The following is a 14850-nucleotide window of genomic DNA, read 5'->3' as shown; positions in this document are numbered from 1 at the left end:
CGGGCCCGCTCCCCCCCAGGGCGCCGGACCCGCAGCCGGCCTGCCGCCGCGGCTGGGGGGGGCGGGGGGCCCGGGGTGGCGCCCCCCTCCCCTCTTTCCGGCCGCGGACCCGAGCCCCGTACCAGCGTGAGAGCACCCCGTGACGGCGCGAGAGCCCCCGTGGCGGCGTGAGAAGAGGAGGCAGTTGTGCCGATCAACAGACGTGTGGCCCGCTTCAACAAGGCGGTCGCCAACCACTTCGTGGGCCCTGTCCTGAGCCGGATGCCCGGCTTCGGCAAGGTGCACCACCGCGGTCGCAAGTCCGGCCGCCCTTTCACCACCCCGGTCAAGCTGTTCCGCCGGGGCGAGGACATCATCATCACCCTTCCGTACGGGCCGGGGTCCGACTGGGTCAAGAACGTGCTGGCGGCGGGCGGTTGCGAGATCACCACGCGCGGCCGGCGGATCAGGGTCACCGACCCGGTGGTCTTCACGGACGACGGCTCGACGAAGATGCCCGCGCTGACCCGCCGCATCCTGTCCCGGGTGGACGCGACCCAGTTCCTCTCCCTCACCCCTGTCGCCGCGCGGTCCGCGGCGGCGGGCTGAGGGGCGCCCCGTGGACACCCCGGCGGCCGCGCGGGCCGCGGGCGTACCGGCAGTCCCGCAGGGCGTCGGCGCGGTTCCGCTTCCGTCCGCCGGTGCGCGGCCCGTCGAGGTCGTCGTCGTGGTCGCCTCGGTGCGCGAGGGCCGGCTGGCCCCGGACGTGGCCGGCTGGTTCACCGCGCTGGCCGGGAGCCGGGACGACCTGCTCCTGGACGTCGTCGACGTGGCGGACCACGAGCTGCCCGGCAGCCTGGACCCGCAGGACCCGGTGGCGGCGGCCCTGCGGCCCCGGCTCGCCTCCGCCGAGGCGTTCGTCCTGATCGCCCCGGAGTACAACCGCAGTGTCCCCGGCCCCCTCAAGACCCTCATCGACAGCTTCCGGTCCGAGTGGGAGGCCAAGCCCGTCGGATTCGTGAGCTACGGGCTGTCCCTGGCGGGCGGGGTGCGCGCGGTGGAGCACCTGCGGCAGATCTTCGCCGAGTTCCACGCGGTCGGCATGAAGGACGCGGTGCTCTTCCCCCGGGTCCTCGGACACTACGACGCCCAGGGGCGTTTCCCGGCCGAACCCGAAGGCGCCGAGGCCGCCGCCAAGCTCATGCTCGACCAGCTGCTCTGGTGGGCGCGGGCACTGGCCGATGCCAAGTCCCTGCGCCCGTACGGTTCCTGACTCGCTCTCACCTCTTCTTGTCCTCTTGGAGAACTGATGGCCATGGCCGCTGCGAGTGATCCCCTGCCCGATCTCCTGATCGCCATCCCGATGGTGATCCTGCTCTGCAAGCTGGGCGCGCGTGTCGTCCGCGGCGCCGGCCAGCCGCCGGTGGTCGGCGAGATAGCCGTCGGCCTCCTGCTCGGCCCCTCGTTCCTGGGGTGGCTGTGGCCGAACGCGCAGGCGTGGCTCTTCCCGCCGTCCTCCCTCCCCTACCTGGGACTGCTCGGCAACCTGGGACTGCTCATCTTCATGTTCCTCGTCGGGCACGAGCTCCAGCTGGGCTCGCTCCGCTCCCAGAGCGGCACCGCGGCGCTGGTGTCCATGGTGAGCATCGCCCTGCCGCTGGGGCTCGGCACGCTCCTGGCCCTCGGGATGTACGGCTCCTTCGCGCCCGAAGGCGTGGACCGGCTGCCGTTCGTCCTGTTCATCGCGGTGGCCATGAGCATCACCGCCTTCCCCGTGATGGCCCGGATCCTGGCGGACCGGGGGATGTACCGGACGCGGGTGGGCGTGCTGGCGCTGGCCTGCGCCGCGTTCGACGACGTGACCGCCTGGTGCCTGCTGGCGGCGGTGGTCGCCGTGTCGGCGGCCGGCTCCCCGGTGGAGGCGGTCACGACCGCGCTGTTCGCGGTCGCCTTCGCCCTCTTCATGTTCGGCGTCCTGCGGCCGCTGCTGGCCCGGCTGACCGCCCGGGCCGAGCGGGCGGCCACCGACAGCCTGGTCCTGGTGCTGCTCTTCAGCGGGCTGTGCCTGAGCGCCCTGGCCACCGACCTGATCGGGGTGCACGCCCTGTTCGGGGCCTTCGTCTTCGGCGCGGTCACGCCGCGCGGCAGCCGGGTCATCGAGTACCAGGCGGCCCGGCTGAGGGCCTTCGCCGTTCCCGTACTGCTTCCGCTGTTCTTCGTCACCACCGGGCTGCGGGCGGATGTGTCGCTGCTGGCCGCGGACCCGGTGCAGTGGCTGTGGGCCGGGGCGGTGCTGGCGGTGGCCGTGCTGGCGAAGTGGGGCGGCGGGACCGGGGCCGCCCGGCTCTCCGGCCAGTCCTGGCGGGACGCGATGTCGATCGGCGCGCTGATGAACTGCCGCGGGCTGACCGAGCTGATCGTGCTGAACGTCGGGCTCGGCCTCGGGGTGATCGGCCAGGACCTGTTCACGATCCTCGTGCTGATGGCGCTGCTCACCACCGCGGCGACCTCGCCCGCGCTCGACCGCATCCGCAAGGGGATGCCGGAGGAGGAGCCGGAGGTGCGGGAGAGGCCCGCCGACGAGCCGCCGGAGGGGGCCCGGCAGGGGGACGGGACCCCGGACGCCGTGGGCGTCCGGGCCGGGGGCGGGCGTCCGGCTCCCTAAGTGCTTGGGGTCCTGATGGTTCTCGACTTGATGGTTAGGCAGGTTGACGATAGTCTTTTCATCAAGCCGGACACGTGCAGGGCCGGACACGTGCAGGGAGAGGGAAGAGACGATGGGCGACTTCAAGAACCTCGACATGACGATGATGTTCGCCATCCATGACGCGCTCCGCCGCGAACTGGAGCGCATCGCACGGATCACCTCCCGGGTGGACGAGGACCCGCGGCACGTGCTGAGCACCGCCGTCGGCTGGGAGCTGTTCAAGAAGTTCCTCACCGCCCACCACACCTCCGAGGACATCACCGTGTGGCCGGCGATGCACAAGGCGCTGGCCGGCCGTGACGCCCACGCCGAGATCGCGCTCCTCGACGCGATGGAGGCCGAACACGCCGTCATCGACCCGCTGCTGGCGGACATCGACGCGGCCCTGGCCGACCGCGACACGGGCGCCGAACGCCTCGGCGGCCTCGTCGACGCGCTCTGCACCGACCTCCGCGCCCACCTGGACCACGAGGAGCGGGAAGCGCTCGCGCTGATGGACCTGACCCTGAGCCAGGAACAGTGGGCGGCCTTCAGCGCCGAGCAGAAGGGCCGGATCGGGAGCGACGCCAACCGCTACCTCCCCTGGCTCCTGGACGACATCGACGCCGCCCGGGTCGCCACCATCCTCGGCAAGCTCCCGCCCCCCCTGCGCGCCGCCTACGAGACCGAGTGGCGTGCCGCCTACGAAGGCCTGGACATCTGGGCCGTCCAGGACGCCGCAGGGCGCTGAACCCCCGACCCCCGGGCCGAACCCCTCCCGCACCCGGGGGTGGAGCGGCCGGAACCACCCCCCGAATCACCTCTGGAGACGTTCATGTCTATGCAGGACAGAACCGAAGCCGCTCCACCGGGCCCCGCCACGCCCCGGGGCTCCGCCGCACCGGCCCCGTCCGGTGACAAGCTCGGCCTCGCGCTCGCGGTCATCGCGGCCGCCCAGCTCATGCTGGTGCTCGACAACACGATCGTGGCCGTCGCCCTGCCGAGCATGCAGAGCGCGCTGGGCCTCTCCGACGCCAACCTCGGCTGGGTCATCACCGCCTACGCCCTGGCCTTCGGCGGGCTGCTGCTCGCCGGCGGCCGGGCCGGCGACCTCTTCGGCCGCCGCCGGGTCTTCCGTACCGGACTGGTGATCTTCACCCTCGCCTCGCTGCTCGGCGGCCTCGCGGGCAGCGGCGAAGTGCTGCTCCTCGCCCGCGTCCTCCAGGGCGTCGGCGCGGCGATCGCGGCGCCCACGGCGCTCTCGCTGCTGGCCTCCACCTTCCCCGCGGGCCCGGCCCGCAACAAGGCGCTCGGCGTGTACGGGGCGATGGGCGGGCTCGGCTCGGTCGTCGGCCTGCTCCTCGGCGGCGCGCTGACCGAGTACCTCAGCTGGCGCTGGGTCATGTACATCAACATCCCGATCGCCATCGCGGTGCTGATCGGCACCGGCGTCCTCAAGGAGGGCGAGCGCGACCGCGGCAAGGTCGACGTGCCCGGCGCGCTCACCGCCACCTTCGGCTTCGGCTCCCTCGTCTACGGCATCAACCGCGCGGGCGAGAAGGGCCTCGGCGACTCCACCACCCTGATCGCCCTGGCCGTCGCGGTCGTGCTGATCGTCTCCTTCGTCGCCATCCAGCGCTCCAGCCGGGCGCCGATGGTGCCGGGCGCCGTCGTCGCCGACAAGAGCCGCGCCGGAGCCAACGCGGTCATGTTCCTGGTCGGCGCGGGCATGTTCGCCACCTTCTACTTCCTGACGCTCTACATGCAGATCGTCAAGGGGTACGAGCCGATGATCACCGGCCTCGCCTACCTCCCGTTCGCCATCGGTATCGGGATCGCGGCCGGCGGCGTCGGCCCGCAGCTGCTCGCCAAGGTCCCCGAGCGCACGGTCATCTCCGTCGGCCTGGCCATCGGCATCGCCGGCATGGTCTGGCTCAGCTTCCTGGAGCCCGGTCAGAACGCCCTGGCCGTCCTCCTGCCCGCCCAGCTGGTCTGCGGCTTCGGCCTCGGACTGGTCTTCGTCACCGTCACCATCATCAGCGTCCGCGGGGTCTCCCCGGAGGACACCGGGATCGCGGCGGGCCTCATCAACACCAGCCAGCAGATCGGTGGGGCGGTCGGCCTCGCCATCCTGGCCGCGACCGCCTCCGTCATCACCGAGGGCAAGCTGCCCGGCGACCGCTCCGAAGCGCTCACCACCGGCTACTCCTACGGGCTCCTCATCGGCGGCGGCATCTACCTGATCGCCCTGCTCGTGACCCTGAGCACCATCAAGGCCACGGCCCCGCAGGCCCAGCACCAGCCCCACTGACGGACCGGCCGCGGCCCGCCCGAGCGGGCCGCCGCCGGTTCTCCTCCGCCCCGCCCGGGCCCCTCCCCCCTCCGGGCGGGGTCAGGCGCGTCCGGAGGGAGGGGCGGTCCGGGCCCCGTCGGCCGGGGCCTTCCGCCGTATACTCGGTTACCCGGTTCCGAAGGGGAGATGACGATCGTGCGAGGCGAGCCCGACGCGGCGCGAGGCCCCATTTCGGAGACCGAGGCCACGGCCGAGGTGCCCGGCGTACTGCCCGAGGCGCTCACGGGCTTCATCGGCTACCTCCTGCGCCGGGTGTTCGCCCAGTTCACGACCTTCGCGGACGGCCCGGAGGACGGCTCCCGGGACTTCCTCGTCCTGGACGCGCTGACCGGCGGCGACTGGGTCTCCCAGCTCGACCTGGCCGAGCGCCTCGGCATCAACCGGACCATCATGGTCGGCGTCATCGACCGCCTGGAGGGCCGGGGACAGGTGCTGCGCACCCGCAACCCGGACAACCGCCGCCAGTACATCCTCTCCCTGACCGACGAGGGCCGCTCCGCCGTCGAGGCGGGCCGCCGCGCGGTCGCTCAGCGGGACGCGCGGCTCACCGCCGCCCTCAGCCCCGAGCAGGTCGCCCGCCTCAACACCCTGCTGGCGCGGCTCCTCCCGCAGGGCACCCAGGACCTCGTGCAGGGCACCGAACACCTCGTGGAGCAGGCCCACCACCGGCTGCGCCGGCTGGGCGACGAGAAGCTCGCCGGCACGGGCCTGCGCGTGCGCCACTACGGCCCGCTCTCCATCCTCGCCGCCTCCGGGCCCTGTCCGCAGCAGCGGCTCGCCCAGGCGCTGGCCATCACCGGGCCCGCGACCTCGCAGCTGGTGGACGAGCTCGTCGACGGCGGGATGGTCCACCGCGGGCGCGACCCGCACGACCGGCGCCGCCACGCCCTGGAGCTCACCGAGCTCGGGCACACCCAGCTGAAGAGGGTCGCCCAGGCCGTCGACCTGCTGGCCGCGGACATCGCCGAGCTGCTCGGCCCCGGCGGCGAGGACGAGCTGCGAGCCCTGCTCGTCCAGCTCCTCGAACCCGCCCACCCCGGTGTCGCCGAAGCGGCCGGCAGGCGTGGCTGAGCTGTCGCCCGAGGCGGTCGGCAGGCGTGGCTGAGCTGTCGGCCGAAGCGGCTGGCAGGCGTGGCTGAGCTGTCGGCCGAAGCGGCTGGCAGGCGTGGCTGAGCTGTCGGCCGAAGCGGCCGGCAGGCGTGGCTGAGCTCAGGCCGCCCGCTCTCGACCAGCCTTTTTCCAGCGGGGGTTGACCGCCCGCACATTCCCTGTCACGCTTTCTTCAGCGGTTCAGTCCTGCCGTTTTACGGGCTCCTCCCCAAGGCCATTCCCGGCCGTCGGAAGGGCCCGTTTTTTGTGCCCTCTTTTCGCACCGGATCGCACCCCACCTGACGAAGGAGACGGCCCGTGGTCACCCAGTCGAACGAAAGGCCCAAAGGAGCGGACGGCATACCCCAGGAAGAGACGTACGACGTCGTCATCCTGGGTTCCGGTATCGCCGGATCGGTGACCGGAGCAATTCTCGCGAAACACGGAGCGAGGGTTCTTCTCGTCGACGCCACCGCCCACCCGCGTTTCGCGGTCGGTGAGTCGATGACCCCGCAGCTCGTCGAATGGATCCACATCCTCGCCGAGCGCCACGACCTCCCCGAGCTCAAGAGCCTGGCCAGTGTGAAGCAGAGCACCCGGGACATCGGGCCGACCTTCGGGACCAAGGCCCACTTCGGGTTCATGAAGCACGAGGTCGGCAAGGAGCCCGACCCCCGCGAGGCCACCCAGCTGGCGCTGCCCAAGATCTTCCACCAGAACAGCCACATGTTCCGGCAGGACAGCGACTCGTTCATGTTCCACGTCGCCGTGAAGTACGGGTGCGTGGCCAAGCAGGGCTGGCGGGCCGGCGACGTCGACTTCGACGAGGACGGCGTCACGGTCACCGGCCGCAGCGGGGCCCCGGGCGCGGAGCCCGAGTCGTTCCGCGCGAAGTACGTGGTGGACGCCTCCGGCTTCCGCTCGCCGCTGGCCCAGAAGTTCGACCTGCGCGACCAGCCGGCCCGCTTCAAGCACCACTCCCGCTCGATGTTCACGCACTACGTCGGCGTGAAGCGGTTCGACGACGTCAGCGGCCACCCCAAGGAGCTGCGGCCGCCGGCCGACTGGCACACCGGGACGATGCACCACCTCATCGAGCGCGGCTGGTTCTGGATCATCCCGTTCGACAACCACAAGGACTCGCGCAACCCGCTCTGCAGCGTCGGCCTGACCATGGACGAGCGCACCTACCCCAAGCCCAAGGACCTCACCCCGGAGCAGGAGTTCGAGCTCTTCCTCGACAAGTACCCGGCGGTCAAGCGGCAGTTCGTGGGCGCGAGCAAGGTACGGGAGTGGGTGTCGACGGACCGGCTCCAGTACTCCTCCAAGCAGACCATCGGCGACCGCTGGTGCCTGATGTCGCACGCCGCCGGCTTCCTGGACCCGCTCTTCTCCCGGGGCCTGTCCAACACCCTCGAAGTGGTCGACGCCCTCACCTCCCGGCTGCTGGAGGCCTTCAAGGACGGCGACTTCTCCGCCGAGCGCTTCGCGTACGTCGAGCGCCTGGAGCAGGGGCTGCTCCAGTACAACGACGAGATCGTCAACAGCTCCTTCATCGCCTTCTCGCACTTCCGCCTCTGGAACGCGGTCTTCCGGGTGTGGGGCTCCTTCATCACCCCGGGCACGATGCGGCTGACCCGGGCCCGGCTGAAGCACTTCAAGGACAAGGACCAGCGGCACTTCCGGGAGCTGGAGCAGAACGACCACCCCGGACTGTGGTGGCCGCAGAGCGACAAGTTCAAGATCCTCCTCGAAACGACGGCGGAGGCCTGCGAGAAGTACGAGGCGGGCGCCCTGTCCGGGGACGAGGCCGCCGACATCGTCTTCAAGCTCCTCGACGAGTCGCCCATCGTCAATCCCGTCTTCGGATGGAAGGACGAGAACCAGCGGTTCATCCATCCGTCGGTCGCCACCATGGCCCGTTTCCTCTATTGGGCATCCGTCCAGGCGCCCCCGGAGATGAACAGCGTCGGCCGGGAATTCCTGCTCGGCATCGTCAAGGCCGGCTCCAAGGTACGCAAACTCCTCTGAATGCGCGCGCACGCTCCGAGACCCGCAGCCATCACGAAAGGGATTGCCCATGTCCGCAGCGCGCTCACTCACCCGCAGCCAGGTGAAACAGCCGATAGCGCCGAAGGAATTCCGCCGCGTCTGCGGCCTTTTCGCGACCGGGGTGACGGTCATCACCGCCGGAAGCGAGGACAAGGCCGAAGGGACGACGGTGAATTCCTTCACCTCGGTCTCCCTCGACCCGTCGCTGGTCCTTTTCTGCCTGCACAAGGAATCGCGGATGCACGAGGTGATCGACCGGCACGGCACCTTCGCCGTCAACTTCCTCTCCGGCAGCCAGCAGGAGCTGGCCCGCGCCTTCGCCGCCCGCCGCCCGGAGGGGTTCCACGGCGTCCCGCACCACTTCGCCCCCGACGGCCCGCCGGTCCTCAGCGAGGCCCTGGCGTACCTCACCTGCTCCACGGTGGCCGTGCACCCCGGCGGCGACCACGACATCGTGGTCGGCGAGGTGCTGGAGCTGGCCACGCCGGAGAGCGCCCAGGAACCGCTGATCTTCTACGACGGGACCCTGGGGCCCCTGGAGTCCACGGGCGGGCGCTTCGGCCAGGCCGGACCGGAGTCCCCGGCGGCGAGCCCGTCCCGGGCCGGCTGACGTGCGCAAGGTGCTCATCGCCAACCGTGGCGAGATCGCTGTCCGTGTTGCTCGGGCGTGCCGGGACGCGGGGATCGCGAGCGTGGCGGTCTACGCCGAGCCGGACCGGGACGCGTTGCACGTCCGGGCCGCCGACGAGGCGTTCGCGTTGGGCGGTGACACCCCGGCCGCCAGCTACCTGGACATGGCCAAGGTGCTCCGGGCCGCCGCGGACTCCGGGGCCGACGCCGTCCACCCCGGGTACGGGTTCCTGTCGGAGAACGCCGAGTTCGCCCAGGCCGTGACCGACGCCGGGCTGACGTGGATCGGCCCGCCGCCGCAGGCCATCCGGGACCTGGGCGACAAGGTCGCCGCCCGCCACATCGCCCAGCGCGCCGGAGCCCCGCTCGTCGCCGGAACCCCCGACCCGGTCTCCGGATCGGCCGAGGTCGTGACGTTCGCCGAGGCCAACGGGCTCCCCATCGCGATCAAGGCCGCCTTCGGCGGTGGCGGACGCGGACTGAAGGTCGCCCGCACCCTGGAGGAGATCCCCGAGCTGTACGACTCCGCCGTCCGCGAGGCCGTCGCCGCGTTCGGGCGGGGCGAGTGCTTCGTCGAGCGCTACCTCGACAAGCCCCGCCACGTGGAGACCCAGTGCCTGGCCGACACCCACGGCAACGTGGTCGTCGTCTCCACCCGTGACTGCTCCCTCCAGCGCCGCCACCAGAAGCTCGTGGAGGAGGCCCCGGCCCCCTTCCTCACCCCCGCGCAGAACGAGGAGCTGTACGCCGCCTCCAAGGCGATCCTCAAGGAAGCCGGATACGTCGGCGCCGGCACCGTGGAGTTCCTCGTCGGCGTCGACGGGACGATCTCGTTCCTGGAGGTCAACACCCGCCTCCAGGTCGAGCACCCCGTCACCGAAGAGGTCACCGGCATCGACCTCGTACGCGAGATGTTCCGCATCGCCGACGGCGAGGAACTCGGCTACGGCGACCCGGCCGTACGCGGACACTCCTTCGAGTTCCGCATCAACGGCGAGGACCCCGGCCGCGGCTTCCTCCCCGCCCCCGGCACGGTGACGACGTTCGCCCCGCCCACCGGCCCCGGCGTCCGCCTCGACGCCGGCGTCGAATCCGGCTCCGTGATCGGCCCGGCCTGGGACTCCCTCCTCGCCAAGCTCATCGTCACCGGCGCCACCCGTCAGCAGGCCCTCCAGCGCGCCGCCCGTGCGCTGGCCGAGTTCCAGGTCGAAGGCATGGCCACCGCCATCCCCTTCCACCGCGCCGTCGTCACCGACCCCGCCTTCACCGCCGACCCCTTCACCATCCACACCCGCTGGATCGAGACCGAGTTCACCAACGACATCGAACCGTTCGGCGCACCCGCCCCAGGGAGCGAGGCGGAATCCGCCCGCGAACGGGTCGTCGTCGAGGTCGGCGGGCAGCGCCTCGAAGTGGTCCTGCCGTCCTTCCTCGCCCTGGCCCGGACCGCCCCCGCACCGGCCGGCCCCGTCAGGTCCCGGCCGCGCGGCGGAGGGGCGCGTACGACGGCGGTCTCCGGCGACACCCTCGCCTCCCCGATGCAGGGCACCGTCGTCAAGGTGGCCGTGGAGGAGGGGCAGGAGGTCCAGGAGGGCGAGCTGATCGTCGTCCTGGAGGCCATGAAGATGGAACAACCCCTCAACGCCCACCGCTCCGGCACCGTCCGGGCGCTCCTGGCCCCCGGGGCGACCGTGAGCACGGGCGCGACGATCTGCGACATCAAGGACTGATGGCCCCCGTGTCCCCACTGACCTACACCGATGCTGTGAGCGGAGCCCTGGAGCGGCTGCGCGGAGTCGGATTCGAGCACGGTCCCCGGTTCGTCAACCACGCCCCGATGGCGGCCGAGGCCCTGGCGTACATGGGGTACGCCGACGCCGTGGAGGGCTGGGTCGACCAGAACCTCCGTACGCACACGTACCACGACGTCCCCGCGCCCCGGTGGGCGATCGACCCGGGGGACGCCGACGACTGGCGGTCCGCGCTCGGGGAGTTCGACCGGGTGGCCGACTGGACCGCCCTCTTCGAGCGCGAACTCGCCCTCGCCCCCTGGCCGGAGGTGCTCGCCCGATGGTGGCCGCGGCTGCTGCCCGGGATGTCGGGCGTCCTCACCCACGGGGTCATCCGGACGGCCCACGCGGTCCGGGCCATCTCCCGGGCACGGGAGGGCGAGGACGACCGGCTGCTGCGCAACGAGCTGGCGCAGGGCCTGGGTTACTGGGCCGCGCGGTACGCGAGCCACACGCACGGCATCCGGCCGGGCGAGGAGGACCCGCGTACCGGCGACGGCGAAGGGGCGGCCGCCGCGCTCGACGAGCTGGTGACCGAGTACGCCGGGATCTACGCCTCCGTGCCCCAGCGCCACCCGGTCCCGCTGATCCACTCCATCACCGGCCCGGCGGCGGTCCGCCTGGTCGTCGAGCACCTGCCGGCCGACCGGCGCCATGCCTCGTACCTGGTCGCGCGGGACGTCAGCGCCTCGATGCTCGGCTGGTTCTCCGCCCCCGCGCCGAAGACCGCCGCCACCCCCGAAGGGGTGCCGGACCTCGCCGAGGTCTTCGCCACCGCCGCCGCCATCGGCGACGAGCACGCCATCAAGCTGGCCGAGGTCGCCGTACGCCACCAGGCCCTCGCCCCCGACCCCCGCCACGCGGCGGCCGCCCACGCGGCCAACCAGGGGCTGGCCCGCTTCCACAGGTGATCCGGCCGCCCCCCTGCACGCGCACCACAGGACCCGTTCCCCGCCCCTCGGCGGGATGTCACGAGGAGGACCCATGGACGCACAAGTGATCGTCGCGGGAGCGGGACCGGCCGGCATGATGCTGGCCGGTGAACTGCGCCTCGCGGGCGCCGACGTCATCGTGCTGGAGAAGCTGGCGGCGCGCACCGGGGAGTCCCGCGGTCTGGGCTTCACCGCCCGGACGATGGAGATCTTCGACCAGCGCGGCCTGCTCTCCCGCTTCGGGGAGATCGAGATCAGCAACGTGGGCCACTTCGGCGGCCTCCCCGTCGACTTCGGGGTCCTCAAGGGCGCGCACCAGGCGGCCAAGACCATCCCGCAGTCCGCCACCGAGACGGTGCTGGAGGAGTGGGCCACCCAGCTCGGCGCCGACATCCGGCGCAGCCACGAACTCCTCTCCGTCACCGACAAGGAGGACTGCGTCGAGGTGGAGGTGCGGGGCCCCGAGGGCGTCCACACCCTGCGCGCCGACTACCTGGTCGGCTGCGACGGCGGCCGCTCCACCGTGCGCAAGGCGGCCGGGTTCGACTTCCCCGGCACCGCCGCGACCATGGAGATGTTCCTCGCCGACGTCAGGGGCATCACCCTCGCCCCGCGCATGATCGGCGAGACCCTGTCCGGGGGCATGGTGATGGTCGGCCCGCTGCCCGGCGGCACGACCCGGCTGATCGTCTGCGAGCGCGGCACCCCGCCCCGGCGCCGGGAGGCGCCGCCGAGCTGGCAGGAGGTCGCGGACGCCTGGCAGCGGCTCACCGGCGACGACATCTCGCACGCCGAGCCGGTCTGGGTCTCCTCGTTCGGTGATGCCACCCGGCACGCCACCGAGTACCGGCGCGGCCGCACCTTCCTCTCCGGCGACTCCGCCCACATCCACCTGCCGGCCGGCGGCCAGGGCATGAACACCAGCATCCAGGACTCCGTGAACCTCGGCTGGAAGCTGGCGGCGGTGGTCCGGGGCCGGGCCCCGGAGTCGCTGCTGGACACCTACCACGCCGAACGCCACCCGGTCGGCAAGCGGCTGCTGATGAACACCCAGGCCCAGGGGCTGCTGTTCCTCAGCGGCGCGGAGATGCAGCCCCTGCGCGACGTCCTGCACGAACTGATCCGCTACCCGGACGTCAGCAAGCACTTCGCCGCCATGGTCGGCGGCCTGGACATCCGGTACGAACTCGACGGCGGCGCCCACTCGTTGCTCGGCCTGCGGCTGCCGCACGTCCCGCTCGAAGGCGCCGGGCAGCCGGCGTCGAGCACGGAGGCCCTGCGCTCGGGCCGGGGCGTGCTGCTCGACCTCCAGGGCAACGCCGAGCTGCGCCGCCGGGCCGCCCCCTGGATCGACCGCGTCGACCTCGTCACCGCCACCGTCCCCGGCCCCACCGCCGGCTGCCTCGGGGAGACCAGCGCCCTGCTGCTGCGCCCCGACGGCCATGTGGCGTGGGCCGCGCCGGGCAGCTTCGCCGATCTGCCGATGGCGCTGGAGCGCTGGTTCGGCCCGGCGCGCTGAACCCTCCCACGGCCCTCCCACCGGCCCTCCCACCGGACCTCCCACCGGCCCTCCCTCCGGCCCTCCCACCGCTTCTCGACGGCCCCTCCACGGCCCCTCCACGGCCTCGCAGGCCCTCCCACGGCTTTTCCACGGCCCCTCCCGGGCCGTCCGACACCCTACGGAGACCCCATGCACAGCACGTTGATCGTGGCCCGGATGAACCCCGGCTCCAGCGAGGAGGTCGCCCGGCTCTTCCGCGACTTCGACGGCAGCGACATGCCGCACCGGATGGGCACCCGCCGCCGCCAGCTCTTCTCCTACCGCAACCTCTACTTCCACCTCCAGGACTTCGACGCCGACAACGGCGGCGAGCTGATCGAGGCAGCCAAGACCGACCCGCGCTTCCAGCGGATCAGCGACGACCTCAAGCCGTTCATCGAGGCGTACGACCCGGTGACCTGGCGGTCCCCGGCCGACGCCCTCGCCACCCGCTTCTACGACTGGGAGGGGCGCGGGTGAACGCCAGACGCGTGGTCATCACGGGGGTCGGCGTCACCGCCCCCGACGGCATCGGGGCCAAGAGCTTCTGGAGCCTGCTGAGCGAGGGGCGCACCGCCACCCGCGGCATCACCTTCTTCGACCCCTCCGCGTTCCGCTCCCGGGTCGCGGCCGAGATCGACTTCGACCCGGAGGCGCACGGGCTGAGCCCGCAGGAGATCCGCCGGATGGACCGGGCCGCCCAGCTCGCGGTCGTCACGACGCGGGAGGCGGTCGCCGACAGCGGGCTGGACCTGACGGCGCTGGACCCGTACCGCACGGGCGTCACCATCGGCAGCGCGGTCGGCGCGACGATGGGCCTGGACGAGGAGTACCGGGTGGTCAGCGACGGCGGCCGGCTCACGCACGTGGACCACACCTACGCGGTCCCGCACCTCTACAACTACCTGGTGCCCAGCTCGTTCGCGGCCGAGGTCGCCTGGGCGGCCGGGGCCGAGGGCGCCGCCACCGTCGTCTCGACCGGCTGCACCTCGGGCATCGACGCGGTGGGCCAGGCGGTGGAGCTGATCCGCGAGGGCTCGGCCGATGTGATGGTGGCCGGGGCGACGGACGCGCCGATCTCCCCGATCACCCTGGCCTGCTTCGACGCCATCAAGGCGACGACCCCGCGCAACGACGACGCCGAGCACGCCTCCCGCCCCTTCGACGGCACCCGCAACGGGTTCGTGCTGGGGGAGGGGTCGGCGGTCTTCGTCCTGGAGGAGCTGGAGAGCGCGCGCCGGCGCGGGGCGCACATCTACGCGGAGATCGCCGGGTACGCCTCGCGCTGCAACGCCTTCCACATGACGGGGCTGCGCGCGGACGGGGCGGAGATGGCCGAGGCGATCACCGTCGCGCTGGGCGAGGCCCGGCTGAACGCCGAGTCCATCGACTACGTCAACGCGCACGGCTCGGGCACCAAGCAGAACGACCGCCACGAGACCGCCGCCCTGAAGAAGAGCCTCGGCGACCACGCGTACCGGACGCCGGTCTCGTCCATCAAGTCGATGGTCGGGCACTCGCTGGGCGCGATCGGCTCGATCGAGATCGCCGCGTCCGTCCTCGCCATGGAGAACAACGTGGTGCCCCCCACGGCCAACCTGCACACCCCGGACCCCGAATGCGACCTGGACTACGTGCCGTTGACGGCGCGTGAGCACCGTACGGACACGGTCCTGACCGTCGGCAGCGGCTTCGGCGGCTTCCAGAGCGCCATGGTGCTCGCCCGGCCGGAGAGGAGCCAGCCGTGAGTACGAGCACGAGCACGAGCGCGAGTACGGGAACGAGTACGGGCACGAGTG

At 72.1% G+C, this 14850-nt stretch carries 13 protein-coding genes; all 13 read left to right on the top strand.

Annotated features, from left to right (window positions below; genetic code table 11):
• Positions 1 to 186 precede the first annotated feature (186 nt).
• Positions 187 to 588: a nitroreductase family deazaflavin-dependent oxidoreductase gene (locus AB0917_RS08495; protein ID WP_366818727.1), complete on the top strand. Its 402-nt coding sequence runs from the start codon at positions 187 to 189 to the stop codon at positions 586 to 588.
• Positions 589 to 706: 118 nt separating this feature from the next.
• Positions 707 to 1252 carry an NAD(P)H-dependent oxidoreductase gene (locus tag AB0917_RS08490; RefSeq protein ID WP_366818735.1) on the top strand — a complete coding sequence of 182 codons (546 nt, stop codon included), beginning with the start codon at positions 707 to 709 and terminating at the stop codon, positions 1250 to 1252.
• A 42-nt stretch (positions 1253 to 1294) separates the two neighbouring features.
• Positions 1295 to 2644: a cation:proton antiporter gene (locus tag AB0917_RS08485; protein ID WP_366818726.1), complete on the top strand. Its 1350-nt coding sequence runs from the start codon at positions 1295 to 1297 to the stop codon at positions 2642 to 2644.
• A gap of 112 nt (positions 2645 to 2756) precedes the next feature.
• A complete protein-coding gene (locus tag AB0917_RS08480; protein ID WP_366818725.1) occupies positions 2757 to 3416 on the top strand; it encodes a hemerythrin domain-containing protein in 660 nt (219 codons plus the stop codon).
• An 84-nt stretch (positions 3417 to 3500) separates the two neighbouring features.
• Complete coding sequence (locus tag AB0917_RS08475; protein WP_366818723.1) at positions 3501 to 4976, top strand: MFS transporter; 1476 nt, start codon at positions 3501 to 3503, stop codon at positions 4974 to 4976.
• 168 nt (positions 4977 to 5144) lie between these two features.
• Positions 5145 to 6089 (top strand): MarR family transcriptional regulator, encoded by a 945-nt coding sequence (locus AB0917_RS08470; protein WP_366818722.1) that lies wholly within the window; start codon positions 5145 to 5147, stop codon positions 6087 to 6089.
• A gap of 336 nt (positions 6090 to 6425) precedes the next feature.
• Positions 6426 to 8138, top strand: coding sequence for an FAD-dependent monooxygenase (locus tag AB0917_RS08465; protein ID WP_366818721.1), 1713 nt, complete (start codon positions 6426 to 6428; stop codon positions 8136 to 8138).
• A 49-nt stretch (positions 8139 to 8187) separates the two neighbouring features.
• On the top strand, positions 8188 to 8769 hold the full coding sequence (locus AB0917_RS08460; protein WP_366818720.1) for a flavin reductase family protein: 582 nt from the start codon (positions 8188 to 8190) through the stop codon (positions 8767 to 8769).
• Between the two features lies 1 nt (position 8770).
• On the top strand, positions 8771 to 10519 hold the full coding sequence (locus tag AB0917_RS08455) for a biotin carboxylase N-terminal domain-containing protein (RefSeq protein WP_366818719.1): 1749 nt from the start codon (positions 8771 to 8773) through the stop codon (positions 10517 to 10519).
• A gap of 8 nt (positions 10520 to 10527) precedes the next feature.
• Positions 10528 to 11490 carry a hypothetical protein gene (locus AB0917_RS08450; protein ID WP_366818718.1) on the top strand — a complete coding sequence of 321 codons (963 nt, stop codon included), beginning with the start codon at positions 10528 to 10530 and terminating at the stop codon, positions 11488 to 11490.
• Between the two features lie 73 nt (positions 11491 to 11563).
• Entirely contained in the window at positions 11564 to 13030 is a 1467-nt protein-coding gene (locus AB0917_RS08445) for an FAD-dependent monooxygenase (protein ID WP_366818717.1), read from the top strand.
• 171 nt (positions 13031 to 13201) lie between these two features.
• A complete protein-coding gene (locus tag AB0917_RS08440; protein WP_366818716.1) occupies positions 13202 to 13531 on the top strand; it encodes a TcmI family type II polyketide cyclase in 330 nt (109 codons plus the stop codon).
• The gene (locus tag AB0917_RS08435; RefSeq protein WP_366818715.1) at positions 13528 to 14799 is read left to right on the top strand and encodes a beta-ketoacyl-[acyl-carrier-protein] synthase family protein; all 1272 of its coding nucleotides are present in this window, start codon (positions 13528 to 13530) and stop codon (positions 14797 to 14799) included. The genes AB0917_RS08440 and AB0917_RS08435 overlap by 4 nt, the downstream gene beginning before the upstream one ends.
• Positions 14800 to 14850 lie beyond the last annotated feature (51 nt).

The organism is Streptomyces sp. NPDC007346, assembly GCF_040703535.1.
Classification (GTDB): Bacteria; Actinomycetota; Actinomycetes; order Streptomycetales; family Streptomycetaceae; genus Streptomyces.
Note: the sequence above shows the minus strand (reverse complement) of the source record. Positions and strands in the feature narration are given on the sequence as shown.

Excerpts from the sequence above, each read along its gene's own strand:
- AB0917_RS08480 (WP_366818725.1), top strand. The coding sequence starts at position 2,757 with ATGGGCGACTTCAAGAACCTCGACATGACGATGATGTTCGCCATCCAT.
- AB0917_RS08485 (WP_366818726.1), top strand. The coding sequence starts at position 1,295 with ATGGCCGCTGCGAGTGATCCCCTGCCCGATCTCCTGATCGCCATCCCG.
- AB0917_RS08470 (WP_366818722.1), top strand. The coding sequence starts at position 5,145 with ATGACGATCGTGCGAGGCGAGCCCGACGCGGCGCGAGGCCCCATTTCG.
- AB0917_RS08445 (WP_366818717.1), top strand. The coding sequence starts at position 11,564 with ATGGACGCACAAGTGATCGTCGCGGGAGCGGGACCGGCCGGCATGATG.
- AB0917_RS08440 (WP_366818716.1), top strand. The coding sequence starts at position 13,202 with ATGCACAGCACGTTGATCGTGGCCCGGATGAACCCCGGCTCCAGCGAG.
- AB0917_RS08475 (WP_366818723.1), top strand. The coding sequence starts at position 3,501 with ATGTCTATGCAGGACAGAACCGAAGCCGCTCCACCGGGCCCCGCCACG.
- AB0917_RS08460 (WP_366818720.1), top strand. The coding sequence starts at position 8,188 with ATGTCCGCAGCGCGCTCACTCACCCGCAGCCAGGTGAAACAGCCGATA.